Source organism: Methanocorpusculum sp., assembly GCF_030655665.1.
Taxonomy (GTDB): domain Archaea; phylum Halobacteriota; class Methanomicrobia; order Methanomicrobiales; family Methanocorpusculaceae; genus Methanocorpusculum.
Window position 1 is genome coordinate 267,267 of sequence record NZ_JAUSPQ010000008.1, and the last position, 24,011, is coordinate 291,277.

A 24,011-nucleotide genomic window follows, 5' to 3' on the forward strand; every position below is an offset into this window, starting at 1 on the left:
ATATTAAATTGGTTAATTAAACTATGTTAACAAAAATTATGGAGGTGTAAATCTTCATCTTACTGGACGACTTATGATATACTATAATGAGAAGACCGGTTATTTCAGTTATTGGAGATGCTGCCCTGAAACCCGGGTGTGCTAAAGAACAATTTGCATTTTCGCTCGGGAATGCACTGGTTTCAAACGGATACCGGGTATTGTCCGGCGGGCTTGGCGGCGTCATGGAAGCCGTGTCCCGGGGCGCACATGCTTCTCCCGCCTATAGAGAAGGGGATGTTATCGCAGTCCTGCCGGGCAATGATCCGGCTCAGGCAAATCAATATACGGATATTGTGATCGCGACCGGACTGGATCATGCACGAAACTTCATCGTGGCAAACACGGACGCCGTAGTCGCGGTTGGCGGGGGGTCGGGAACACTCTCCGAACTCTCGTATGCATGGGTGATGCACCGGCTCATCATGGCGTACCGTGTCCCGGATGTCGTGAAAAGAAAAGGAGTGTTCTCCGACTGGGGCGCTTTGATCGCGGACAATAAGATCGATGACAAGCCGCGGTATCCTGATATCCCCGACGACTGTGTGTTCGGGGTGGACACATCAGATGATGTCATCAGGATCCTTGCAGAGCGGCTGCCGAAATATACGAGCCGCCCCCTTCTTGCAGGAAAACGAAATTAACTCAGCAGTTCTTTGATTCACTTTGGCAGCATTTACTGCTGCTCTCGCATTCCCCTCCGGCAAACGGGCAGATCGTCATCGAAAAATCTGCCATCGGATGCCCTTTGCTTTTTATTTCAAACTCCTTATACCACCCGAATGCCGCCCGTTTCGTCTCGATCCCCTCTTCAATGAGTCTGCTCTGGATCGTTTTCAAGATCCACTGGGATACGCCCGGACATCCGAGATCGCTTGCAAGATGGGCATAGGGAAAGAGCATCACCCGGGTTGCCCCGAGGCGGGAAAGACGCAGTTTGATACTATCCACCGTCGCAGAGACCGTAAGTTCGGGTGAGAGTTCATCTGACTTTTCCACGCTCGCAAACAGGAGAACACAGTTCTCCATCTCATCCTCCCTCACCGGATCCGGCTCGGCGATTTTTGTTTTTTTGGTGACTTTATACCATACGCGGTCCGTGTGGATCCCAAGAATTTTCATTGGAGCACCTCGGAAAGAGAGAGCGTTTCGCTGGTCAGCATCCCGAGAACACGGCCGGCATCATCAACGACCGGCAGAGCGGAGATAGCGTGCTTTTCCATAAGCGAAGCTGCAAGACGAAGCGAGTCTGAGCGGTGAATCGTGATCACATCTTTAGTCATGATCTCAGCAAGGCTCTGAAACTCGCCGGCGACCGACTTCGCAATATCCCACGACGTTACGATACCAGAGAGCGTCCCGTCCGCCAAAACCACCGGCAGATGATTGATCTCATGCCCGATCATCAGTTCGGCCGCCTCGCGGATCGAGGAGGTTTCCCGAATAGACGGGGGATTATTCGTCATCAGATCTTCTACGGTGACCGGGGTCAGAAATTGACCGACCATATAGTTCAGCTGGGCATTTTCCAGAAGGAAACCGTCATGCCCGTGGGGAGAAACGATCTCCGCATACCTGGCTTCTCTGCCGTTTGCCGTGAGGGCAAGCATGATCTCCTGCGAGAGATACGACGGATACAGCCAGTCGGACGAGACGGATATGATCAGAAACTTTGCCTGGGTCGCGACCAGGCCCTCGGTCAGACTGCCGTTTTTGGTAAGATCATAGTAGTCAACAGCCCGGGTGATGTACAGATAGGAGTTTGGATCGAAGCGTTCCACAAACATCTCCCCCTGATGCTGAAGATAACTTTCAACAGAAAATTCGGTATCAAATCCATACTCGAAGGCCTCTGATTTCTGAAGTCTTCTCCCGAATTTGGTGTGCATGGACTCATCCGAAAGATACGTGATGTGGGCCATCATTCGTGCAAGGGAAAGGCCGTGGACCGGTTTTTTCCCGGCAGAATAGTTCCCGCCGTTCCAGTCCGGGTCGCTCATGATCGCGGCTCTCCCAACTGCCCCGAATGCGATGTGCATCGGGGTCGTGTAGCCGGCAGAGGCGATACAGATAACGCGGCGGACGAACGACGGAAACTCAACGCTCCACTGCATGGCCTGCATCCCTCCCATCGAACCCCCGATAACGGCATAGAGTTCTTCAATGCCCAGCTCTTCGAGCAGCTGATGTTCGGCATGGACCATGTCGCGGATCGTAATCACCGGGAATGTGGTCCCGTAGGGTTTTCCTGTGACCGGATCCTCTGACGAAGGACCGGTCGAGCCTTTACACCCGCCGAGAACATTGGCCGCGATCACACAGTATCGGTTTGTATCTAGTGCTTTGCCGGGACCAATGATCCCGTTCCACCATCCGGGTTTTGTGTCGCCTTTATGAAAACCTGCCGCATGTGCATCTCCGGTGAGAGCATGACAGACAAGAATGATGTTTTTGTTATCCTTTCTTCCGTACCGTTCATAGGCGATGATCACATCTGAAAGAGATGCTCCGCTCTCCAGATCCACCGGGCGGGTTAGGGTGTGATAGTGTGTGGTGACTTCACCAAGTGAATCCTGTAACATGGGTGTATTTAGATGAGGGAGAGGGCATGGTCCAGATCGGCGATGATATCAATCGGATTCTCAAGACCGACCGAGAGGCGGATCGTATCAGGCGTGACCCCGGTTGAACGCTGTTCTTCTTCGCTAAGCTGCTGATGGGTCGTCGATGCCGGATGAATGATGAGTGTTTTTGCATCGCCGATGTTCGCCAGAAGCGAGATGAGCTGTACATTATTCTGAACGGTGATCGCCGCATCATATCCTCCTTTTACGCCGAAGGTAAGAAGCGGACCGCCTGATGTGCCGAAGTATTTTTCGCGGTTCTTTTCCGACGGGTGTCCGGGAAGGCCGGGATAGTTGACCCATGCGACTTTTTCATGAGATGCGAGATGCTTCGCGACAATCAATGCATTCTCTGCGTGTTTGGGGACCCGAAGATAGAGGGTCTCGAGGCCAATCGAGGTGAGCCAGGCATTGAACGGCGAAAGAGCCGCACCGAGGTCGCGCATCAGGGAGATTCGAATACTGGTCGATACAGTCGACGGACCGAATGCTTTGTAGTGCACGAGTCCTTTGTATGCCGGATCCGGCTCGGTGAACTTGGGGAATTTACCGTTGTCCCAGGGGAATTTCCCATTTTCAACGATCACGCCCGCAAGGGAGTTTCCATGTCCGTTGGCATATTTCGTTGCCGACATGACGACCAGATCCGCTCCATGCTCAAGTGGACGGACCGTGCCTATCCCTACGGTGTTGTCCACGATGAACGGGACGCCGGCTTCATGGGCGATTTTTGCGATCTCTGCAAAGTCCGGGATGTCAAGTTTCGGGTTTCCGAGGGATTCAAAGTAGACGGCCCGGGTCTTTTCATTGATTGCAGCTTTCAAAGCTGTCAGATCATTCGAGGGGACGAACCGGACGGTCCGCCCAAAGTTCGGCAGGGTCAGACTGAATAACTCGAATGTTCCTCCATACAGATTATCGGCCGAGACGATCTCGTCACCCGGATTGGTGAGTGCAAGGATCAGGGTGCTTATTGCTGCCATTCCGGAGGCTGTACTTATTGCTGCAGTTCCGCCTTCGATCGCGGCAATGCGTTTTTCGAATGAGGTATTGTTCGGATTCGTGAGCCGGGTGTAGATATTTCCCTCCACGGAGAGATCAAATCGTGCCGCAGCTTCCTTTGCGTCTTTGAAAACATACGCAGTGGTCATGTAGATCGGTTCGGTCCGTGCCCCGGTCGTTTCGTCCGGTTTTTGTCCAGCATGGATACTGAGTGTTTCTTTTTGGTATTTTGGGGTCATGATAGTTCACACTGTGAATTCTTATTGGAGGGCATATGATATATAGATTCGGGTACTTCTATAAAAAAGATTATGCTGACTCTTCAGCTTTGATTTTTCTGACTTCTTCGAGAATTTTCCCGAGAATCACTTCATCTGACGGCATATCCGAGTGGAACGCCTTTTTCACATGGATCGGGACACCGTCAAGGCGATAGGCAGTTCCTTCCGCATCGATGCCCACCGAGGCTACGGGAATATGGAGTTTTGCAATAGCGGTAGAAAGGGAGATGAACGGATCGATAACGACGGTATTGATACGTGCGAGATGGGCCACCGTCTCTCTTGGGAAATGCGCCCCGAGATCCGTTCCGATGATCAAAACTGCGTCACTTTCTTTTTTGGCGAGGATATCCACCCCGCTTGTCTCTCCCGGATTGTAATGGACGATCCCCCGCGAATAATCAACGGCGTACGGATATCCGGCTACAAGAGAGAACATCTGGTTTGTTCCGTCAACATTCCAGTGACCGCGGAGCGGCGTTAAGGTGTACTTCGTGTGCCGGTTGAGTTCGTCCACCAGCTCGATCCCTGCCCGGACATTTTTGTATTTGCCGCGGGACTGGGTGAGACCAATACCGGTAAAGAAAGAACCGAATTTTGCGGAAAGCAAAACGTCTGCTATTTTGAAGATCACATTCCGCTCAACACCGGCCACGGTGTCGGGAATAACATCACGCTCGCCGCGAACGACTGCCCGCAGAGCGTTGAAGAGCGCAAAATCCCCTCCCGGATTTACCTGCACGAAGATATCGGCGAGTTTTGCCGTGTCGGTTTCCCGGATATCGACCACGATCACGGTCCGATCTCCCCTCCCCTCTTTACGGTATGCGCCTGTTGCATACGTCGAGTATCTGGACTCGTGACGGGGATGGGCCGCAATCGGATTACAGCCCCAGTAAACGATAACGTCTGCACGATTTTTGATCTGACCAAGCGTGCATCCGGGATGACCTACCTCCTGGACCGCCATAATGGTCGGACCGTGGCATTCTGATGAACAGTTATCCATGACGGCCCCGATCTCTTCGGCGATTTCAAGACCTATATGCATCGCCTCGGTCGAGGTGCCGGACCATCCGTACAACAGCGGACGTTTCGCATGGACAAACATATTGGCAGCTTTTTTGATTGCCGAATCAAAATCCGTTTCGCGCCAGACATCTCCGTCCCGTTCGATTGGAGTAATCATTCTGCCGGTTGCGCAAAACTTTCCTGCAGACAGTCCGCATCCGTTCACCACTTCGGTAATGACCCCGTCTTTGACGTGGAGTTCGATATCATCGCAGAGACAGCCGCACAGAGGACACGCCGCATTTTTGATGATCTTTTCTCCTTTTTCCACACCCGGCAGAATGATGCCCGGCGGGACCTCGTATCTGAGTCCGCCCAACTCCTCCATCAAATCCCATGCGGTCGCGAGAGGCAGATCGGTCGGTTCGACCTCGACCGGGATACTTTTGAAATCAGGTGCTCCGGTAGAATGGGTCTTTGAAGGCAGAATAAAATTAGCAAACGGTCCGCAGGCAATGAAAACAACACCTGCAGGTGTTTCCGGAGATTCCCGGACGGAAAAAACCGCTTTACCTGCCTCACTCGTAATGAGGACGTGCTCTCCCTCCTCGACTCCGATCTTCATGGCATCCATAGGGTGTAAAAAGCAGTAGGACGTTTCTATCGAATATTTTGCTCCGTCCTTATAATACAGCTGCGCACCCTGTTCCGCTGTACGCCCGCTGCTCATCATCAATTTCATGTTTATCTATCACCATTATCCAAATGTAAGTGTATGTTTCTGGTACAAAGTAATAAATCCATCTTACGTAAGACAATATAGATACAAATGCGGGTCATCAATATCATAGGTCATTCGAATTCTGGAAAAACCACCCTCGTTACGAAACTCGTTCCGCTTCTCGTGGACGTGGGCACGGTCTGTACTATAAAACATATGGGCCATCACATCTGGGAACTGCCGCCGGGAAAAGATACGACGGTGCATTTTGAGGCGGGAGCAAGCTGCGGTGCGGGCATCGATGCGGAAAAAACCGTGCTGACCCTGCGGGGTACTGATGTCTATCTTGTTCTTGATTTTTATGCATGGATGGGGTATGATTATGCCGTTGTTGAGGGTTTCAAGGAGGAAGGATTCTCCTGTGCAGTTCTTGGCGATCTGTCTGCTGAAAATTGTATCCTGACCGATCCTACCCTTGAAGAACTGTTTGCTGCACGCGATTTGTTTGATGAATATGTGCCAAAACGTTAATTGGCATGCCGAGAAAACGCTCCCCGTCAACAACCCCGAAAACATCTCTTCATAGGCAGGGATATAACTTCATAGCCGAAGGCGCGTCAGCCGCCGTAAAACCGTGCATGTGGTGCAAACGTGCTCTTCGGGGCGGAGAATCCTGCTATAAACACCAGTTCTACGGGATCGACACCTGGAAATGCGTCCAGATGACTCCGACGCTCCGCTGCAATCAGCGCTGTCTTTTCTGCTGGCGGTCCATGGAACACGAGATCCTGTCCGAGAGAGAACTTTCCCCGGAAGAGATCGTTTCGGCCCTTCCTAAGATGCAGAAGAAGGGACTCTCCGGCGACAAACCGTACACCGATCCGGCAAGGTGGGAGGAAGCCACAGAACACCCGACCCAGTATGCGCTCTCCCTCTCGGGCGAGCCTACCCTTTACTCAAAATTACCTGAGTTGATCGATCTTCTTCGGGAAGACAAAAAGAACAGCGTGTTTGTTGTTTCGAACGGAACTATGCCTTCAGTGATCGAACGGATCCGACCGACACAACTGTATCTTTCGCTGGATGCAATGGATCTGCCATCTTATGAAAAGATTTGTCGTCCGATGGGTGATCCAGCAGTCATGTGGGAGAATATCCAAAAGTCCCTCTCCCTTCTCCGAAAAAAAGAGGAGGAAGGTATCAGAACGGCGGTCCGCATCACCCTCGTTAAGGGGTACAATGACACAGATGAGGAAGGTTTTGCCAAGATCATTGAAGATGCAGAGCCCCTCTTCGTTGAAATAAAGGGATACATGTATTTGGGATACAGTCGAATGAGATTAACAGAAATGCATGTCCCCGACATGGAAACCATTCGCCGTTTCGCCGCAGAAGTTGCCCAACTCTGCAATTATGACATCATGGATGAAAATGCGCCGAGCCGCGTTGTTTGTCTGAAGAGAAAATCATGAAATTCAATATTGAGGAATTCAAGGAACGCAGAAAAACCGATTTCGAGGGAGCCTGGCATGCCGGACCTTCAGTCATAACCCCGCCGGAATCATCAAAGATCTATCCGCGTTATGCGTATCGCCGAGCAAAAGTCCACCCGATCTTCGACACGATCGCCCGTCTTCGGGCCGCCTATATGTCGATGGGCTTTGACGAAGCAATGGTCCCCGTGTTCATCGATGAACAGGACGTCTATCGTCAGTTCGGTCCGGAAGCGGCCGCGGTTTTGGATCGCGTCTACTATGTCGGCGGTCTCCCCCGTCCGAATGTAGGGATCTCCAAAGAACGTCTGGACGCGATCGCCCAGATCATCGAAAAACCTCTTGCCGAAGGCACGGAAGAGAAGCTGATGAAGTGTCTGCACGCCTACAAAAAAGGTAAGTTCGACGGCGATGATCTCACGCACGAAATGTCGGTCGCGTTAGGCGTGGACGACGGTGTGGTCGTTCACATTCTCGACACGGTCTTCCCCGAGTTTAAGGAACTCGCTCCCGAATCATCCAGAACAACGCTTCGTTCCCATATGACCAGCGGCTGGTTCCTCTCGCTTGCCCAAATGTGGGACAAAAAGCCGATGCCGATCAGAATGTTCTCGGTCGACAGATGTTTCCGCCGTGAGCAGGAGGAGGATGCGACCCATCTTCGGACATATCACTCGGCATCCTGTATCGTCGCTGGCGAGCATGTCACGATCGAGGAGGGAAAAGCCGTCGCCGAAGGTCTTCTTTCGGCATTCGGTTTTACCGAGTTCAGATTCCAACCGGATGAGAAGCGCTCGAAGTACTACATGCCTGAAACCCAGACTGAAGTGTACGGGAAACATCCGGTCCACGGCTGGGTCGAAGTCGCAACGTTCGGCATCTACTCACCCGCAGCTCTCGCTGAATACGGGGTCGGTGTCCCGGTCATGAATCTCGGGATGGGTGTCGAGCGTCTCGCGATGGTTTTGACAGAGGCAGAAGATGTGCGAAAACTCTCCTTCGCCCAGCTGTATCCTCCGGTGTATTCGGACACGGAACTGACGAAAGGCATCGGATTAAAAGAGGAGCCGCAGACGGCGGAGGCACGCCGGGCAGTACGGGCAGTTATGGAAACGGCCGCAGCCCATGCGGCTGAAAAATCGCCCTGTTCATTCTCTGCATGGAAAGGAGAACTCTTCGGTCATCAGGTGGAGATCTCTGTCGAAGAGCCGGAAGAGAACACGAGTCTTCTCGGCCCTGCTGCTTTGAATGAGGTCTATGTCAGAAAAGGAGCAGTGCTCGGGGTTCCTGACACCGAAAAGTTTGCCGACGTCAAAGCCGAAGGATCGCCGGTCGGCATCTCCTTCCTTTATTCGGTGGCAAATCTGGCGCTCGCCCGCATTGAAGAGGCGGCAAGAGTCGGCGAAGGGACAAGCGTTCAGGTGAAGATGTCGAAACACCCAAGCGATGTGAATCTGAAAATCGAGGAATATGTCATGCGGTATATCACCGACAATAAAAAGAAACTCGATCTTCGCGGTCCGATCTTTATGACGATCACGTCAAAGATCCTGTAAAATAATTCCATCCATTTTTTGTTTATTTTTTTTTTGGTTGTACTTCGATTTCGTGTAAGGGACGCTTTGGCTGAGGAGATTTGAATTTACGTATCCTCACTCGAATATATCTTATCGAAAAGCCCACGATTTTTTATCGGGGTGCGGGGCCGCGACTTCGGCGCGGAGCGGCCCGCGGTGGGGAATCTTGTTTTTGCATTCAGGAGAAGTTGTTTTCTTTTTGGTTTTCATTTTCGTGCATAAACCCCACCATCTTTTTTTAATGAAAAACATTAATCCTTATCTCATCTAAACAGATATACCATGGACCCCCTCTACAACCGTCTTGCATCCGCCGTGGAACAGGCCATCCGCCAGGCCGAGACGATCCTTCCGCCCGATGTGGAGGAAGCACTGCATATTGCATACAATAAAGAAACAAACCCGACCGCACGCGGGGAGATGGAGAATATCTTTGCGAATCTCCAGATCGCCCGGGAGAAAAACGTCCCCATCTGTCAGGACACCGGGATCCTCGTCATCTACCTGACCATTCCTGAAACGGTGCCTTTTACCACGAAACTCTATGATGCCGTAAGCGAAGGGATCCGCCTTGCAACAAAATCCGTCCCTCTCCGGCCAAACGCGGTCCATCCCCTCACCCGGAAAAATTCAGGCGACAATACCGGGATCGGGATCCCGACAATACATATAATCCCGGGAGATACACTCCGGGTGACCGTACTTCCCAAGGGAGCAGGTTCGGAAAACATGTCCCAGATAAAAATGATGCTTCCCTCCGAAGTTGGAAAGATCCCGGAGTTTGTGAAATCGGTCGTCAGAGATGCAGGCTCCCGCCCGTGTCCGCCGGTGATCGTGGGGGTCGGGATCGGCGGGACCTTTGATTCGGCTGCATCCTTTGCAAAAGAGGCACTCCTCGCACCAATAAATAGCATGACCTCCTTCGAGCAGGAACTCTGCGATTCGATCAACCAGCTCGACATCGGTGTGATGGGACTTGGCGGCGACACGACCTGTCTTGCAGTCAAAGTAAAAGAAGGGGCATGCCACACGGCATCTCTCCCCATCGCCGTGAATATCCAGTGCTGGTGTTCACGCCGCGGTGTTGTCGAGGTGGATGTATGATCCGGCTCACGACCCCCCTCGGGGAAGAGGTGCTCGATCTTCACGCAGGTGACCGTGTTCTCCTTTCCGGGATCATCTACACAGCACGCGACGAAGCCCACATGATGATCAGGGATGAAGGATTTCCCTTCGACCCGAAAGGGGCAGTGATCTATCACTGCGGACCGGTCATCGACGAGGCACAGAAAAAGGTCGTCGCCGCGGGTCCTACAACATCCGCACGGATGAACGATCTCACGAAGCACATGCTCGACGCTGGTGTCCGTGGTCTGATCGGAAAAGGCGGAATGTCCGCTAAAGTCCGCGAGGAACTCCGCGGAAGGGCAGTTTATTTTGCCTTCACCGGCGGATGCGCCGCCCTAGCAGCTTCATGCATGGAGCTTGCCGGCTGTCATTATCCGGAACTCGGCATGGCGGAAGGGATCTGGGAGATCAAACTGACCGATCTGCCGGTAGTTGTCGGGATCGATGCACACGGCAATGATCTGTTTGTGAGATAACTTATACGAGACCTGTCGAGACCAAAGCCAGGCAGACAAGCATGGCCAAAATCCCGCCTGAAAGCGTAGCAAGAAGGTTGGTTCCGGAGTTCCCGATAAAACCCTTATTTTCGATTACAGCACCGTAGAGACTGTCAAGATTCGTGCCGATAAACCCTGCAGCGACACCGATCAGACAAACATACCAGGGAGCCACGCCGAGAAGGAATGCGAGGACACAGATAATTACTGCCCCAAACAGGCAGGCGAGTTCGCCTGTCAGGGTGACCCCGCCGTTTGTTCCGGGAGGGACAGGACGGAGTGTCGTTATCATTCGCGGAGTGCCCCCGGTCACACCGATCTCGCTTGCAAGCGTGTCGGCGGTCGCCGTAGCAATCGAACCAAGGAACAGGGCAATGAAGATAACGTCTCCGGTGATCCCGTAAAGCACGGCGCCGCAGACCCCGACGCCCGCGTTCGCAAATGCGTTCATATATCCGCGACGGCCTTTTTTCCCCTCAGCAACGCCCAGGAACTCTTTTTCCGCATACCGGAACTTGGTGAAGAACGATCCGAGAATGAAAAACAGCATCACCACGAAGAACCAGTTCACACCGGCGAAGGTAATGAGGATCACGCCGAACAGAACCGCCGTGAAGACCCCGCTCATATCGATCGTCTTTGCCCGGTAGGCAAAGTAGCCGAATGCCGCACACAGCACGACCGCGAAGGCGAGTGTCTGGTAATCGACGAAGAACTGCAGATCCTCAAAGAGCGTAATGGTCATCGCGACCCCGAGCAGTCCGATCATCGAACCGTCCTCGCGGTCTTTTAAGATGCTCCGAAGCATTAAAAGAACGATCACGGCGATGATGCCCACCAGCGGCTGAAATTCGTTTGTGTAAAGCATCGTCGCTAAAAGAGCCGCGGCCGAACCTATCATATAGAGAAATACCTGATGACTGACGTTTTTGAAGATCTTGAGCAGATATTCTCCCCAGACGATCATCATCAGAGGGCCGATCAGTGCCGATACGGGAATGAGACTGGTCTGGTATAATATAGCGAGTACGCCGACGCCGATCGCAAAATACCGGCTTTTATCCACAAAGTAGAAGACGGCGGCAAAGGCAAGCATCACCAGACCAAAATAAGGAATATAGGGGGATCCGAGCATCAATGCTGTCACGACAAGAGCAATAATGAGACGACGGATCCGTATGTCCATAGGTGTCACCATATTTTATTTTTGATACTGATAAGATTATGCGTTGATAATGACCCAAGTTAAATACTATTCTAAAAAAAGGGTCAGATCTCAATGAGACGGTATTCGCCACGTCCAAGACCCATCTCTTCGGCATACGAGATCTGCAGTTCCGGGTTGGTTCCCGGCCAGACCCGGGTGAACTTCTCCTCGCCCGGCTGATGATGATCCGGCAGAAGGCTGCCGAAAACACCCTCTTCGGCATTCACGAGATCGAAACAGGCTTTGTCCAAAGCGACCGGATCGGTCGAAGCAAGGATGCCGATGTCCGGAACGAACGGGATGTCGTTCCACGGCGTACAGTCGCAATGTGGGGTGATGTTCGTGAGGAAGTTGACGTAAAACGTCTTCCCGGTTTTATTGCCGACCGCCCCGGACGCATACTCGATCATCCGTTCAACAAACACGACCCCGTCATCCTGCCAGTCGAGATCGATCGCATGTTCCGGACAGGTGTTCATGCACATCAGACAGCCGATACAGTGCTCAAGATCTATCGAGACCGATTTGCCCGCAATGCTGATGCAGAATTCCGGACAGGCATTCATACAGGCTCCGCAGGTTATGCACTTGTCTTCCAGGATCATCGGACGTGTTGTGTGCTGCTCCCGTTTTCCTTCATTGGATGCACAGCCCATGCCGAGATTTTTCAGGGCTCCCCCGAACCCTGCGGCTTCATGCCCTTTGAAGTGGGACACGACAACCATACTGTCTGCAGAGACGATATCGGAGGCGATCTTGACGGTTTCAAAATGTTTTCCGTACACATCTACTGGAGTGTAATTCTGACCGCGAAGTCCGTCGGCGATGATCACCGGGCAGCCAAAGACCGGATAGCAGAATCCATGCATCGCCGCGGTCTTTGCATGGTCAACAGAGTTTCTCCTGTCTCCGAGGTACAGGGTATTGGTATCGGTAAGAAAGGGGCTTGCTCCGATCACTTCGATCTCTTTTACGACCGAAGCGACATGGAGCGGACTTACAAACGCGTCATTTCCCCGTTCGCCGAAGTGGACTTTGACCGCAGTCAGATCACCCGGGTTCACCATGTTTTCAAGGCCTGCTGCCATACAGAGTGCCCGAATCTTGTTCCCGGTGTTCCGGTTTTGCGACTGTGCTCCGGCCCGGGCGATAAAGACTTCTTCCATTCATGATAACTTTGACCGTGGAACAAGATATGTTTTCGTGCAGATGAAGGGGTGAAAGACACACTTCTCCCTGACCTGGGCACACGGACTGCGCAAAATACATTATCTTGTTCAACCAAATGCTAATGTACTATGTTTGAAGGTGTAATTCCTGCACTCATCACGCCGTTCAATGACGACAACCCCCAGTCGCTTGACATTGAAGGTTTGAGAAACTGCATCGAGCATGTTATCCGTGGAGGCGTTCACGGACTTCTCGCATGCGGTTCAACCGGCGAATCGGCTACAATGACACATGCCGAGCATATCCGTGTCATTGAAGAGACCGTTTCTGCTGCGAGCAACCGTATCCCTGCCATCGCAGGAACGGGTTCGAACAACACGGAAGAAGCTCTTCTGATGACCCGCGCTGCAAAGATGTCCGGTGCAGACGGCGTTCTTCTGATCAGCCCGTACTACAACAAGCCGAACAGATCCGGTCTGCTGAAGCACTATCGAAAGGTCGCTGAGATCGGTCTTCCGGTTATCGTGTACAACATCCCCGGACGAACGGGTCAGAACCTGCCTGCAGATCTGATCATCGAGATGGTGGAGACCATCCCGAACTTAGTCGCAGTAAAGGAAGCAAGCGGAAACCTTGACCAGATGATGGCTATCATCCAGGCAACTCAGGATCTCGACCGCGATTATCCGTTCATCCTCACATCAGGCGATGACTCCCTGACACTCCCGGTCCTTTCGGTCGGCGGTCACGGATGTATCTCGGTCACGGCAAACATCGAACCAAAGCGTATGGTCGAGATGTATGAGATGTTCAAGCGTTCCGATGTGAAGGCAGCAATGAAGATGCATTATGAGCTGATGGATCTTTCAAAGGCGCTCTTCATGGACGTGAACCCGGTACCGGTCAAGCGTGCCGCAGAGATCCGCGGTCTGATCAACTCAGGAAACGTCAGGCTCCCCTTAGACTCACTTAGTGAGGAGCACACTGCAGTACTTCGCGAGGTGCTTTCCCGGTATGACTAAGGTCATCATCTGCGGTGCATTCGGCAGAATGGGAACCATGATCGCAAACATGGTCATCGAAAACCCTGAGCTGGATTTCGTCGGCGGCGTGGATATCCGGGAAGGTACGGTCCTGGGTAAACCGGTCGTTTCATCCGAAAATCTTGCCGCATTCATCGACGAGGTCAAACCCGATGTGATGATCGATTTCACGATCGCAGCGGCGACGATGATCAATGCAAAGATCGCCGCGAAAAAAGGCGTGGCATTAGTCATCGGCACGACCGGTTTTACCCCGGAACAGGATGCAGAACTCCTTGACGCGATAAAGAACGTCCCGGTCGTTAAGACGACGAACTTCAGTGTCGGCGTGAACATTTTCTGGGAACTTGTTCGCGATGCGGCTTCCCGCCTCGGCGATTACGATATCGAAGTGATCGAGGCACACCACCGGCACAAAAAGGACGCTCCAAGTGGAACGGCGAAGACGATCCTGAAAGTGATCCAGGAAGAGGTCGGCAAACGTGAAGAGATGTACGGACGCGAGGGTATGACCGAGCGGAAAAACGAGATCGGCGTCCATGTGATCCGCGGCGGCGATGTGGTTGGGGACCACACCGTCCAGTTCCACCAGAACTTTGAGACGATCGAGCTTACCCACCGGGCATATGACCGGGCGGTATTCGCACGAGGGGCTATCCGTGCAGCAGGATGGGCACCTACGGCAGCGCCCGGTTTATACACTATGAAAGAAGTTCTCGGGTTATAATCCGATCCTTCTTTTTTTCGATATTGATCTTTTTTTTGGTTGTACTTCGGTTTGCGAGAGCGTTCGGACAAATCCTATCGCCGCCCCAGGGGGATCCATGAGGAAAAATGGGTGTTTTTGGTTATGTTTGGGGTGCGGGGACGCGACTTCGGCGCGGAGCGTCCCGCGGTGGAGATATCCTAATCCCCGGGATGTGTGACCTGTCTTGGCAGATTAACGAGAGAGATTATTTTTTTCTTTATTTACTATATTTTACACTTGTTCCTGAGCCCCTTTATTCAAAGTGGTCGATATTCTTTGGAAATTATAATTCATCACACTAAATTCACGAAAAAATCCACGAAAACACGAAAACCAATAAGATTGGATTATAAGTGATTCCTCATAGTACCCTCCCCCGTCCCCCACACAAAACTCACAAATTCGCAAACCTTCGGTTTGCTCGGCTGAGGTCGTCGACTTCGTCGCCAACCCGCCAACGAAATTCACGAAAATGGGGACAGGGGTGGAAGGATGGGGAGGTACGAAATGTGTTACACTCAATTGATATTTTTTTTGATTTTCGTGTTTTCGTTCTTTTTTCGTGGATTTCGTGTGATGGGCGGGTTGGACGCTGAAAGGGGACGAACTCAGCCGAGCGAGTCAATAGACTTGAGAAGATGGTACCACCCAAATCTAAACATACTCTGACCTGTAAATCGGAGCGTTGATTTGACAGACACCTCTCTTCACCAACTCGAAATGTATTTCCCCTTCGGATAAGAAATATGGTAATTATACGAGGTAAATCCAAAAATGCCAGCAGTAGTTAATAAAGAAAAATGTACCGGATGTGCGACCTGTGTGGACATCTGCCCGTCAGCTGCGATCGAACTTGTCGATGACAAAGCAGTCGTCAACGCCGATGAATGTGTTGACTGTGAAACCTGTGTGGATGAGTGCCCTGAAAGCGCACTCCACATGGAATAAATCTTTTTTTTTCTTTCAGATTGATACGCGAATCACGTTGGGACCCGTCTGCCGAAAAATAGAGTGAACGTGTCTTTTAATTTTCTTTATACAGCGCAATTGCACTGATCATTATATATTTCACTGCCTATACAAGGACATTTATATACTATTATCTTCATGTATCATTTGTGATTCTGAAACTTATACTTGCAATTTGTATCGTATTGTTGATATTAGGATTCCTTGGGGGGTTATACATTAACATGACAATATTTATTGTCTGTTTAGTGATAGCTGTTGTATTGATATTTGGTAATCGCCTTCTTAGTAAAAAGTAATTGTAATTATATCTTTTATTTTTTTATTTTCGGGTAAGTAACTGATTTAGTGAGATTTATTATACAGCCCGACCACTTCACCGATCACGATGATCGCCGGAGGTTTCAGTCCCACCCGAGCTCCGACCTCGCCGATATCCGCAAGCGTGGCACACGTGACCCGCTGATCTGGACGGAATCCACTCTCGATCACGGCGATCTTCGTTTTTGGATCCCTGCCGTTTTCGATCAAGAGTTCCGCGATCCTGCCGAGATTTTTCACGCCCATGTAAATGACGATCGTCCCGGGGCTTCCCGCAAGCCATTTCCAGTCGATCGAAGATACTTCCTTTTCCGGATTCTCATGACCGGTGACAAAGGTCACCTGGCTTGCAAAATCCCTGTGGGTGACCGGGATGCCCACACATTCAGGGACCGCGATCCCGCTCGTGACCCCGGGAATTGCTTCGCAGGGGATGTTGTGCTCGCGCAGCACCTCCATCTCCTCGCCGCCGCGACCGAACAGGAACGGATCGCCGCCCTTCAGCCGGACGATGATCCCGCCTGCCTGCGCTTTTTCGACGAGCAGTTTCTCGATATCCTCCTGCTTCATCGTGTGATGACCGCCGTATTTTCCAACGTCGATCTTCTCCGCACGTGCTGGAAGTGAGGCAATGATCTCGTCACCCGGCAGCTGATCATACATGATCACATCAGCCGAGTCGATCACCTCGCGGGCACGGAACGTCAGAAGTCCAAGACCTCCCGGACCTGACCCAACGAGATACACCTTCCCGGGTTTTCCGGTAGGTTCGCCAAGGGCAAGTTTTGCCTCGGCGATCAGTTCGGCGGCAACGGTCCGGAGCTTGATCCCGGCAATTTTCGCTCCTTCCAGATCCACCACATCCGCGGTGATACGCTCGGCACGGGTCCCGTCGAGCGAAAGAACCTCGGCGATCAGGTGCTGATTTTCGCAGAAGATCCCCATCGGGGTAAAACATCCGCCGCCGACCTCTTCCATAACGATCCGCTCGATGGCGCAGTCCAGAGCCGACTGATCATCATTCAGCGGGGCAAATGCTGCCCGAAGTTCGGGGGTATCCCGGCTGACGACCGCGACCGTTCCCTGATTTGCCGCCGGAACGAACATATCGACCGGCAGCCGGATCCCGTTTCGCCGGTAGTCGAGCCGTTTAAGGCCCGCCTCTGCGACCACGATCCCATCATACAGTCCGTCATCGAGTTTGGCAAGCCGCGTATCCAGATTCCCGCGGAGCATCTCGACCCGGGCCCCGGAACAATTCTGATAATATCTGAGCAGCTGGGCCTTTCTTCGCAGACTCGAGGTCCCGATCACCATCAGATCCTCCATGGTCCCGTCCATCACCAGATAATCATACGGGGGATCCCGTTTCAAAACGGCAACGGTGAGAAGACCTTTGGGCCGTTCGGCGGGGATGTCCTTCATACTGTGAACAGCGCAGTCGATCTCGCCCCGGAGGATCGCATTATCGAGTTCCCGGACAAACATCCCAAAGCCGCCGATCTGATGAAGACCGCGGTCCGTGATGTTGTCGCCGGTCGTTTTGATGATAACATACTCTGCTTCGATGCCGTTCTCTGCAAGAAGACCGATGACCTTCTCTGTCTGGGCAAGAGCAAGTTTACTGCCGCGTGTGCCGATCCGAATTTTAGACATGCTGATATACCGAAATGATTTTTTCCATCGAGGAGGAGTCGTGGGCGGTCGAGAGGAAGTTGGTCTCAAACTGCGAAGGCGGGATGAACACGCCGTCTTTGAGCGCTTTCTCGAAGAAGACGCGGAACGCGGCGGTGTCCGATCCCTTTGCCTCAAGATAATTCTGCGGAGCAGTGCTTCTGAAGAAGTACTTGAAGAGCGAGCCGAGTCTCACAAACGAGCCGGAAGCCTTCGCGGGCAGCGATTCTTCGATCGCCCGGGTCTTTTCATCGAGCTTTGCATACAGACCCTCATTTTCGTGGAGGTAGGCGTTTGTCGCGATACCCGCGGCCATGGTGAGGGGGTTTCCGTTGAACGTTCCGGCGTTGTAGACGCCGCCCGACGGGGAAATGAGTTCCATGATGTCCCGCCTGCCGCCGAACACACCGATCGGCAGACCGCCGCCGGTGATCTTGCCGAGCGTGGTGAGGTCGGGTTTTATGCCGTATTTTTTCTGTGCTCCGCCGATTCCGAGCCGATATCCGGTGATGACCTCGTCGAAGATGAGGAGAACGTCATGGGCCGCGGTGATCTCGCGGACCGCGGACAGATAGCCGTCGTCCGGGAGGACCGGGCCGACATTTCCCATCACCGGTTCGATGATGAATGCGGCGATGTCCTTGTCCTTTGAAAGCAGCTCTTCAAGTGCCTCCGGATCGTTATACCGGACCTGACGGGTGTGAGCTGCAAACGACGGAGGGACGCCGAGCGAGTCCGGCGTTCCGTGCGTGGTCGCCCCGCTTCCTGCGGCGATCAAAACGGCGTCATGGGCTCCGTGGAACCCGCCTTCGATCTTGACGATCCCGCATTTTTTCGTGAAACCCCGTGCAAGCCGGATAGCGGCAAGTGTGGCCTCAAGACCGGTCGAAACGCATCTGAGCATCTCAATCGATGAATGATCGCGGATGATCCTTTGCGCAAGATCGATCTCGAGTTTCGTCGGTGTTCCGTAGAGCCAGCCGTCGTCAAGCTGGGCCTCGATCGCCTTTCTGATCACCGGGTTTGCGTGACCGAGAAGCAGGGGGCCGTATCCCATGCAGCAGTCGACGAGTGATTCCCCGTCTTCTGTCTCGAGCGTTGCGCCTTTGGCGGATTTTACATAAAACGGATACGGTTTGATTGCACGCACCGGACTTGAGACTCCGCCCGGAAGGCAGGTCTTTGCTGTGGTAAATAACTCTTCACTTTTCATGGCAGCATCTCCGCGGCCTCTTTTGCAAAATAGGTGATGATCAAGTCGGCCCCTGCCCGCTTGACTGCGAGAAGCGACTCCATCATGATCTTCTTTTCATCGATCCAGCCGTTCATACCGGCGGCTTTGATCATCGAATACTCGCCCGAGACCTGATAGGCCGCGACCGGCAGATCCGTGGATTCCCGCACATCGCGGAGGATGTCGAGATAGAATCCTGCGGGTTTCACCATCAGGATATCCGCTCCCTCCACCTCATCCAGATAGGATTCGCGGATCGCTTCCCTGCGGTTTGCCGGACTCATCTGATAACTTGTCCGGTCTCCAAACGAAAATCCCGAGTCGGCCGCTTCACGGAACGGACCATAGAGGGCGGACGCAAATTTGGTCGAGTAGGACATGATTGGGGTGTTCGAAAAACCCGCCTCGTCCAGTGCTTCGCGGATCGCCAGTACCTGTCCGTCCAGCATGCAGGAAGGAGCGACCATATCTGCTCCGGCTGCCGCCTGACTGACCGCGATCTTCTCCATTAAGAGAAGCGAGGCGTCGTTGTCGAGCTCTTTTCCGCAGAGGATCCCGCAGTGTCCGTGCGAGGTATATTCGCATGCACAGGTGTCGGTGATGATGACCAAATCGGGCACGGCGGCTTTGATACGTTTGGTCGCTTCCTGGACGACCCCGTTTTCGGCAAATGCGCCTGAAGCCTCCGTGTCCTTCGCTTTCGGGATCCCGAACAGAAGAACGGCGCGAATACCTGCGGCCTTCATCTCCTCTGCGACCTCTTCGGCAGAAGAGAGCGGGTATCGGAACTGGCCGGGCATGGACGCGATCGGAACCGGTTTTACCGCCTTCTCATCGAAAAAGAGCGGCATGATCAGTTCATCTTTTACAAGTCTTGTTTCCTTAAACATCGGCTGAAGGATATTCTGCCTGAGTCTTCTCATTCGGATCTGCGGATACATGATACTTCACCTGAAATTATTGCTTTGAGGAGGATTTCTGCGGTCTGTGTGTCGGTACATTCTGCGCTCGCCCGGATGCTTTTTGCCGCATCCTCGAGCAGTTTTTTCGTGAGTGCGCTCGTCAGGTCGTCGATCACGGACTCTGTGTAAGGATCGGCGTCCCGGAGACGGGAAAGCGCTTTGTTCTTTTCACGCTGACGGATCTCCTCCGCCCATGTGTAAAGGGTCTTCGTCAGATCGCCGGAAGCCGCACGATTGAAGGCCTTGATGAACTCGGGGAGAGCGGCACGGACGAGAACGTCCGCATGCTCGCACTCGGTTTTTCGGGCGGCAAGATTCTTTTCGGAGATGCTTTTCAGATCGTCGAGCGTTTTCAAAGAAACGCCGGCGATATCCCGGCAGGCGTCATCGATGTCACGCGGCTGGGCGATGTCGATCAAAAGAAGATGCCTGGGTTCCGAATCGAGCGGCCAGAACCTCTCGTTCATCGTCTCGGCAAGCTCTTCTCCGTGGATGATCAGGTGCGGCGCTCCCGTGCAGGAGATCACGACATCCGACAAGGCAATGCACGGATACAGCTGATCGAGCCGCATCGCCCGGCCTTTGATCTCCTGTGCGAGAAGGACAGCCCGGTCAAACGAACGGTTCGTGACATAGATCGCCCGGAGATTCTTTTCGCAGAGAGCACGGGCGACGAGCGTCCCCATCTCTCCGCCGCCGACGACAAGGATGTTTTTCCCGTCAAGATTGCCCATAAGCTCCTCGGCGAGAAGAACCGCGGCCGATCCTATGGATACCGCACCTTTGTTGATACAGGTCTTCTGCCTGATGGACACGCCTTCCCGGATCGCGGTGTTCAGACACACATCGGTGATGACGTCATTCGTATTGTGCGACTCGGCAAGAAGAAGCGAGCGGCGCATCTGTCCGAGGATCTGATCCTCGCCGATGATCATCGACTTCGTTCCGGCGGCAAGTTCCAGAAGATGCATGAGGGCGGCTTCGCCTTCGAGGATCTCGAACCCGAACCGGTTTTCTCCGTGCAGGAAATCTCTCAGTTGCTTGCCGCTGCCGTGAACAAGGATCTCGACTCGGTTGCAGGTTTCAAGAAGGACCACGCCGGAAAAGATCTTGGAGGCTTTTTCAAAAAAGGCGGTCTCGTCCTTAAACCTAAAAAGGCCGAGGACCTCCTCGCCGTATTTGCTGTGGTCTGCGGTCGCCACCGAAATTTCAGTAAGAAGTGTCCGGGTCATAGATATTTTTTGCAGATTTCGGTCGGCGGAACACCTGATGCACAGGCATTCTGTATTCCAGCGTCATTGATCACGGCGCGAAGGATCTCCGCCCGGCGTGCCTGATCAGGGACGATCGTTTTCAGCTCCTCACGCAGAGTATTCTGCAGAAGGATCATATTGTCCAGCCAGGGAAGCTGTTTTTCCAGATATGACCGGATAAAGGCCGGGACGACCGGAGCCGATTTTTCGGTCGTGACGGCGATCTGATACTCAGCCCCGGAGACGACGGACGGGATCCGGATGTTTCCGTCGCCTGTCGCATTGTTGTATAACTTTCCGGCGGATTTTGCAAGACGGCAAAGCCGCTCGTTCTCCTTTTCATCAGAAAGGGCGGCGATGACGATATCGTGGCGGTCGATCAGCTTCTCCAGATCCTCAGTCTCCATATCCGAAATCGCCATCTGCTTGATGGATACATTCGAAAAGGAGAAGATCTCGGGCGAAATATCTTCGGCAACGATGGTCATCCGTGCAGCTGACGTGAAATGGCGGGCTTTCCGGACTCCCACCTCACCCGCGCCGAACACGAGGACACGGGATTCTGACAGGTCGAGGAACAGCGGGATCATACTATAACGTCTGCGGGGAATCCGCTTTAATGTACTGTTTTCCACGCTCTTCTCCAAAGATCTCCCGGAGGATTCCTTCTGCCGAGACAGGCATAAGATGGGTGTAGGTACCAAGAGCATTGTTGAAAACGACCCCGTCCTTTCCGTCGATTATCCCGGTCCCCCGCGAGAGCGAGTAGGTGAATCGTGTGTCCGGATCCATAACGACGCCGCTGTAATGAAACTCATGACCCTTGAACGGATATGAGTTCCCGGAAAGGACCGCGGTCCCTTCCACATATCTGAGCGTTTTTCCGGCAGGCATCACGGTGTCGCCGGCAAAAACCCCGCACATTGGGTACGTCGCGTCCTCGCTTTTCCCCATCCAGCCTTTTTTCAGAGTGATCGACCGAGTGAGGTACATCAGGCCGCCGCATTCCGCATAGATCGGGACCCCCGCCTTTGCTTTCGCAAGGATCGCCTCCCGCATCAAAACGTTGTTTGAAAGTTCCTCCGCGAACATTTCGGGGTACCCTCCGCCGAAAATATAACCGTCGGCCTCCGGGAGAGTGTCGTGGAGCGGACTGAACTTTGTGACTTCAGAGCCCTGACTGCGCAAAACAGATTCCAGCTCACCGTAGTAGAAAGTGAACGCCTCGTCGAATGCGACCGCTATTTTTCGGGTCGGTTTCGGGCGTGAGGCGAGGGACTCGGTGACCCGGTTTGGTTCCGGGGTCACATCTTCTGCGAGGGCTTTGATCGCGTCAAGATCCACATGTGCGCCGACATGCCGGATGATCGCTCCGATGGTTTTGGCAAATCCCGGGTCCCGCATGCCTTCTACAAACGGAACAAGACCGAGATGCCGCATGGAAAGATCCATCTCCGGGCTTCGGGGAACGGCACCGAGAACGGGGATCCCGCAGTAATATTCTATTGCCTCGGTCGCTTTCTGCACATGGTGTCCTCCGCCGGTATTGTTGAGGATCACGCCTTTGATCCGAACTTCCGGGTCGAATGCCTGGAATCCCTTTACGAGAGCGGCCGCGGACCGGGTGATGCTCCGTGCATCGATCACGAGGATCGTCGGGAGGGAGAAGCGTTTCGCGATGGAGGCGGTACTGCCGACATCGGTGAACGAGTCGCGCCCCTCGTAAAGTCCACGGACCCCTTCGACGATCCCGATGTCCGCACCTTTTGCCCCGTAGGAGAAAAGACCGGAGAGTTCCTCGTCGGTCTGGACGAAGGTGTCCAGATTATAGGACGGACGGCCCGTGACGCCAGAAAGATAGGAGGTGTCGATGTAGTCCATCGCGACCTTGTAGGTCTGGACGACCGAATTCTCTGAAAGAAGACCGGCGAGGCCTAGGGTGATGCTGGTTTTTCCGGCGCCCGAACGATCTCCCGAGATCAGAAGCGACTTCATCACATGCTCCTTAAGACGGCTCCGAACTCGCTTTCAACGATATTGTGGACGCCCAGCGTCTTTGGATGGAGATCCACCTCGACCATGACATGGGCATGTCCCTGCTCTTTGAGGGGGAGGACCTGACGAGGGCCGTTTGTCACGGAAAATACCGTGATGCCTGCGAGGGCGGCGGGCGAAACTGCGTGCGGGACCCCGACGAGAAGAATGAACTCGGGTTTCACCTCAGCGATCCGGTCCGCGATCCGCGATCCGTTTCCGCCGTACTCGTCCAGTGCCCCGATAAGCTCGGGATGGAGGCCGCGTTCGTTCAGCTCCGCAAGAATCATCGCGGCATCTCCTCTGACTTTTGGCAGACCGCGGGCTTCGAGGTTTGCGACATAGGTCACGTTCGCTTCCGGTACGCATTCGTGCACTGCGCAGAGATGGTCGGCGAACATGTATGCCGTTTCCTTCTTTGCATTCATTATCGCCATGCCTTTTTTGCCGGAACGCAGCAGTGCAGCGAGTTCGGCAGCGGCAATATGTTTCAGATCGCCGCGGGACGGGGCAATGTAGGTCTTGCAGGCCGCTCCCCGTTCCCGTTCGGTTAGGTTCGCAGAGGCAAGGACGCCTCTCTGCCGTTCGAGTTCCTCTTCGGAGATCCAGCCGACTTTTTCCGCCGGTTCAAGTGCGGCAATGACCCCAGCAATGTTCTCGCGGAATCCTGCATGGATCGAGACCCCGATCGCCGGGGTCGTGATGCCGGACGCTTCGATGCCGGCTTCGAGATCCTCGCCGATGATCATCGAGACACAGGTCCCGACAACGGCGATGCGGCGTGGGGAGAACTCCTTTTCCGCATACCTGAGAACATCTTCCAGGATATTCTGCCCGCCGAAGATGAACTCCTCGTCACCGAGCGAGGTCGTCAGAACACGGATCCCGTCCTCTTCCAAGAGTCTGGCGTGCTTGAATGAACAGCCTGACGGGCCGTGAAGGATCGCGAGATCGACGTTAAGATCCCGAAGGGTGTAGAGGGCTGCAACAATGGAGCTTGGACGCGGTTGAACGTAACGCATT

Annotated in this window: 22 protein-coding genes; 9 read left to right on the forward strand and 13 right to left on the reverse strand. The window is 53.4% G+C overall.

The window, feature by feature from the left end; translation table 11 throughout:
• Positions 1 to 86: 86 nt before the first annotated feature.
• A complete protein-coding gene (locus Q7J08_RS07525; RefSeq protein ID WP_304911074.1) occupies positions 87 to 683 on the forward strand; it encodes an LOG family protein in 597 nt (198 codons plus the stop codon).
• Between the two features lies 1 nt (position 684).
• On the opposite strand, the gene Q7J08_RS07530 is transcribed toward Q7J08_RS07525, so the two are convergent.
• The 4 genes from Q7J08_RS07530 to Q7J08_RS07545 form a co-directional block, all read right to left on the reverse strand.
• Complete coding sequence (locus tag Q7J08_RS07530; RefSeq protein WP_304911075.1) at positions 685 to 1,161, reverse strand: threonyl-tRNA synthetase editing domain-containing protein; 477 nt, start codon at positions 1,159 to 1,161, stop codon at positions 685 to 687.
• The gene (locus tag Q7J08_RS07535) at positions 1,158 to 2,621 is read right to left on the reverse strand and encodes a homoserine O-acetyltransferase (RefSeq protein ID WP_304911076.1); all 1,464 of its coding nucleotides are present in this window, start codon (positions 2,619 to 2,621) and stop codon (positions 1,158 to 1,160) included. Before Q7J08_RS07535 ends, Q7J08_RS07530 begins: the two co-directional genes overlap by 4 nt.
• 8 nt (positions 2,622 to 2,629) lie before the next feature.
• The gene (locus tag Q7J08_RS07540) at positions 2,630 to 3,904 is read right to left on the reverse strand and encodes an O-acetylhomoserine aminocarboxypropyltransferase/cysteine synthase family protein (RefSeq protein ID WP_304911077.1); all 1,275 of its coding nucleotides are present in this window, start codon (positions 3,902 to 3,904) and stop codon (positions 2,630 to 2,632) included.
• 70 nt (positions 3,905 to 3,974) lie between these two features.
• Positions 3,975 to 5,699 (reverse strand): formylmethanofuran dehydrogenase subunit B, encoded by a 1,725-nt coding sequence (locus Q7J08_RS07545; RefSeq protein ID WP_370651241.1) that lies wholly within the window; start codon positions 5,697 to 5,699, stop codon positions 3,975 to 3,977.
• Positions 5,700 to 5,786: 87 nt separating this feature from the next.
• On the opposite strand from Q7J08_RS07545, the gene mobB reads away from it, so the two are divergent.
• The 5 genes from mobB to Q7J08_RS07575 all read left to right on the forward strand — a co-directional run bounded on the left by mobB (position 5,787) and on the right by Q7J08_RS07575 (position 10,352).
• Positions 5,787 to 6,209 carry a molybdopterin-guanine dinucleotide biosynthesis protein B gene (gene mobB, locus Q7J08_RS07555; protein WP_304911078.1) on the forward strand — a complete coding sequence of 141 codons (423 nt, stop codon included), beginning with the start codon at positions 5,787 to 5,789 and terminating at the stop codon, positions 6,207 to 6,209.
• A gap of 5 nt (positions 6,210 to 6,214) precedes the next feature.
• Entirely contained in the window at positions 6,215 to 7,150 is a 936-nt protein-coding gene (gene twy1 / locus Q7J08_RS07560; protein ID WP_304911079.1) for a 4-demethylwyosine synthase TYW1, read from the forward strand.
• Positions 7,147 to 8,727, forward strand: coding sequence for an O-phosphoserine--tRNA ligase (gene sepS / locus Q7J08_RS07565; protein WP_304911080.1), 1,581 nt, complete (start codon positions 7,147 to 7,149; stop codon positions 8,725 to 8,727). The genes twy1 and sepS overlap by 4 nt, the downstream gene beginning before the upstream one ends.
• A 303-nt stretch (positions 8,728 to 9,030) precedes the next feature.
• Positions 9,031 to 9,852, forward strand: coding sequence for a fumarate hydratase (locus tag Q7J08_RS07570; RefSeq protein WP_304911081.1), 822 nt, complete (start codon positions 9,031 to 9,033; stop codon positions 9,850 to 9,852).
• On the forward strand, positions 9,849 to 10,352 hold the full coding sequence (locus Q7J08_RS07575; RefSeq protein ID WP_304911082.1) for a FumA C-terminus/TtdB family hydratase beta subunit: 504 nt from the start codon (positions 9,849 to 9,851) through the stop codon (positions 10,350 to 10,352). Before Q7J08_RS07570 ends, Q7J08_RS07575 begins: the two co-directional genes overlap by 4 nt.
• Before the next feature lies 1 nt (position 10,353).
• Here the strand turns inward: Q7J08_RS07575 and Q7J08_RS07580 are convergent, their stop codons facing one another.
• Positions 10,354 to 11,559: a TIGR00297 family protein gene (locus Q7J08_RS07580; RefSeq protein WP_304911083.1), complete on the reverse strand. Its 1,206-nt coding sequence runs from the start codon at positions 11,557 to 11,559 to the stop codon at positions 10,354 to 10,356.
• An 83-nt stretch (positions 11,560 to 11,642) separates the two neighbouring features.
• Positions 11,643 to 12,746, reverse strand: coding sequence for a DUF362 domain-containing protein (locus Q7J08_RS07585; RefSeq protein ID WP_304911084.1), 1,104 nt, complete (start codon positions 12,744 to 12,746; stop codon positions 11,643 to 11,645).
• Positions 12,747 to 12,878: 132 nt separating this feature from the next.
• Between Q7J08_RS07585 and dapA the strand changes: the two genes are divergently transcribed.
• The 3 genes from dapA to Q7J08_RS07600 all read left to right on the forward strand — a co-directional run bounded on the left by dapA (position 12,879) and on the right by Q7J08_RS07600 (position 15,489).
• A complete protein-coding gene (gene dapA / locus Q7J08_RS07590; protein ID WP_304911085.1) occupies positions 12,879 to 13,772 on the forward strand; it encodes a 4-hydroxy-tetrahydrodipicolinate synthase in 894 nt (297 codons plus the stop codon).
• Positions 13,765 to 14,520 carry a 4-hydroxy-tetrahydrodipicolinate reductase gene (gene dapB / locus Q7J08_RS07595; RefSeq protein WP_304911086.1) on the forward strand — a complete coding sequence of 252 codons (756 nt, stop codon included), beginning with the start codon at positions 13,765 to 13,767 and terminating at the stop codon, positions 14,518 to 14,520. Before dapA ends, dapB begins: the two co-directional genes overlap by 8 nt.
• A 795-nt stretch (positions 14,521 to 15,315) precedes the next feature.
• Positions 15,316 to 15,489 (forward strand): 4Fe-4S binding protein, encoded by a 174-nt coding sequence (locus Q7J08_RS07600; protein WP_304911087.1) that lies wholly within the window; start codon positions 15,316 to 15,318, stop codon positions 15,487 to 15,489.
• Between the two features lie 366 nt (positions 15,490 to 15,855).
• On the opposite strand, the gene cobA is transcribed toward Q7J08_RS07600, so the two are convergent.
• From cobA to cfbD, 7 genes are read right to left on the reverse strand one after another with little or no spacing between them, the layout of a single operon-like run.
• On the reverse strand, positions 15,856 to 17,487 hold the full coding sequence (cobA, locus tag Q7J08_RS09465) for a uroporphyrinogen-III C-methyltransferase (protein ID WP_370651242.1): 1,632 nt from the start codon (positions 17,485 to 17,487) through the stop codon (positions 15,856 to 15,858).
• Positions 17,480 to 18,718 (reverse strand): glutamate-1-semialdehyde 2,1-aminomutase, encoded by a 1,239-nt coding sequence (locus Q7J08_RS07615; protein ID WP_304911088.1) that lies wholly within the window; start codon positions 18,716 to 18,718, stop codon positions 17,480 to 17,482. The genes cobA and Q7J08_RS07615 overlap by 8 nt, the downstream gene beginning before the upstream one ends.
• Positions 18,715 to 19,680 carry a porphobilinogen synthase gene (gene hemB, locus Q7J08_RS07620; RefSeq protein WP_304911089.1) on the reverse strand — a complete coding sequence of 322 codons (966 nt, stop codon included), beginning with the start codon at positions 19,678 to 19,680 and terminating at the stop codon, positions 18,715 to 18,717. Before hemB ends, Q7J08_RS07615 begins: the two co-directional genes overlap by 4 nt.
• Positions 19,659 to 20,933 carry a glutamyl-tRNA reductase gene (gene hemA / locus Q7J08_RS07625; RefSeq protein WP_304911090.1) on the reverse strand — a complete coding sequence of 425 codons (1,275 nt, stop codon included), beginning with the start codon at positions 20,931 to 20,933 and terminating at the stop codon, positions 19,659 to 19,661. Before hemA ends, hemB begins: the two co-directional genes overlap by 22 nt.
• Complete coding sequence (locus tag Q7J08_RS07630; protein WP_304911091.1) at positions 20,930 to 21,544, reverse strand: bifunctional precorrin-2 dehydrogenase/sirohydrochlorin ferrochelatase; 615 nt, start codon at positions 21,542 to 21,544, stop codon at positions 20,930 to 20,932. Before Q7J08_RS07630 ends, hemA begins: the two co-directional genes overlap by 4 nt.
• 1 nt (position 21,545) lies before the next feature.
• Complete coding sequence (gene cfbB, locus Q7J08_RS07635) at positions 21,546 to 22,949, reverse strand: Ni-sirohydrochlorin a,c-diamide synthase (protein WP_304911092.1); 1,404 nt, start codon at positions 22,947 to 22,949, stop codon at positions 21,546 to 21,548.
• Positions 22,949 to 24,010, reverse strand: a complete 1,062-nt coding sequence (gene cfbD, locus Q7J08_RS07640) for a Ni-sirohydrochlorin a,c-diamide reductive cyclase catalytic subunit (RefSeq protein WP_304911093.1) — start codon at positions 24,008 to 24,010, stop codon at positions 22,949 to 22,951. The genes cfbB and cfbD overlap by 1 nt, the downstream gene beginning before the upstream one ends.
• Between the last annotated feature and the right edge of the window lies 1 nt (position 24,011).

Bases quoted from the DNA above. Each gene is read 5' to 3' on its own strand.
- Q7J08_RS07585 (WP_304911084.1), bottom strand. From the start codon at position 12,746: ATGGAAGAAGTCTTTATCGCCCGGGCCGGAGCACAGTCGCAAAACCGG.
- Q7J08_RS07575 (WP_304911082.1), top strand. From the start codon at position 9,849: ATGATCCGGCTCACGACCCCCCTCGGGGAAGAGGTGCTCGATCTTCAC.
- hemB (WP_304911089.1), bottom strand. From the start codon at position 19,680: ATGTATCCGCAGATCCGAATGAGAAGACTCAGGCAGAATATCCTTCAG.
- hemA (WP_304911090.1), bottom strand. From the start codon at position 20,933: ATGACCCGGACACTTCTTACTGAAATTTCGGTGGCGACCGCAGACCAC.
- cfbD (WP_304911093.1), bottom strand. From the start codon at position 24,010: ATGCGTTACGTTCAACCGCGTCCAAGCTCCATTGTTGCAGCCCTCTAC.
- Q7J08_RS07535 (WP_304911076.1), bottom strand. From the start codon at position 2,621: ATGTTACAGGATTCACTTGGTGAAGTCACCACACACTATCACACCCTA.
- dapB (WP_304911086.1), top strand. From the start codon at position 13,765: ATGACTAAGGTCATCATCTGCGGTGCATTCGGCAGAATGGGAACCATG.
- Q7J08_RS07545 (WP_370651241.1), bottom strand. From the start codon at position 5,699: ATGAAATTGATGATGAGCAGCGGGCGTACAGCGGAACAGGGTGCGCAG.
- Q7J08_RS07540 (WP_304911077.1), bottom strand. From the start codon at position 3,904: ATGACCCCAAAATACCAAAAAGAAACACTCAGTATCCATGCTGGACAA.
- dapA (WP_304911085.1), top strand. From the start codon at position 12,879: ATGTTTGAAGGTGTAATTCCTGCACTCATCACGCCGTTCAATGACGAC.
- twy1 (WP_304911079.1), top strand. From the start codon at position 6,215: ATGCCGAGAAAACGCTCCCCGTCAACAACCCCGAAAACATCTCTTCAT.
- Q7J08_RS07615 (WP_304911088.1), bottom strand. From the start codon at position 18,718: ATGAAAAGTGAAGAGTTATTTACCACAGCAAAGACCTGCCTTCCGGGC.
- Q7J08_RS07530 (WP_304911075.1), bottom strand. From the start codon at position 1,161: ATGAAAATTCTTGGGATCCACACGGACCGCGTATGGTATAAAGTCACC.
- Q7J08_RS07580 (WP_304911083.1), bottom strand. From the start codon at position 11,559: ATGGACATACGGATCCGTCGTCTCATTATTGCTCTTGTCGTGACAGCA.
- Q7J08_RS07570 (WP_304911081.1), top strand. From the start codon at position 9,031: ATGGACCCCCTCTACAACCGTCTTGCATCCGCCGTGGAACAGGCCATC.
- Q7J08_RS07525 (WP_304911074.1), top strand. From the start codon at position 87: ATGAGAAGACCGGTTATTTCAGTTATTGGAGATGCTGCCCTGAAACCC.
- Q7J08_RS07600 (WP_304911087.1), top strand. From the start codon at position 15,316: ATGCCAGCAGTAGTTAATAAAGAAAAATGTACCGGATGTGCGACCTGT.
- cobA (WP_370651242.1), bottom strand. From the start codon at position 17,487: ATGTCTAAAATTCGGATCGGCACACGCGGCAGTAAACTTGCTCTTGCC.
- Q7J08_RS07630 (WP_304911091.1), bottom strand. From the start codon at position 21,544: ATGATCCCGCTGTTCCTCGACCTGTCAGAATCCCGTGTCCTCGTGTTC.
- mobB (WP_304911078.1), top strand. From the start codon at position 5,787: ATGCGGGTCATCAATATCATAGGTCATTCGAATTCTGGAAAAACCACC.
- cfbB (WP_304911092.1), bottom strand. From the start codon at position 22,949: ATGAAGTCGCTTCTGATCTCGGGAGATCGTTCGGGCGCCGGAAAAACC.
- sepS (WP_304911080.1), top strand. From the start codon at position 7,147: ATGAAATTCAATATTGAGGAATTCAAGGAACGCAGAAAAACCGATTTC.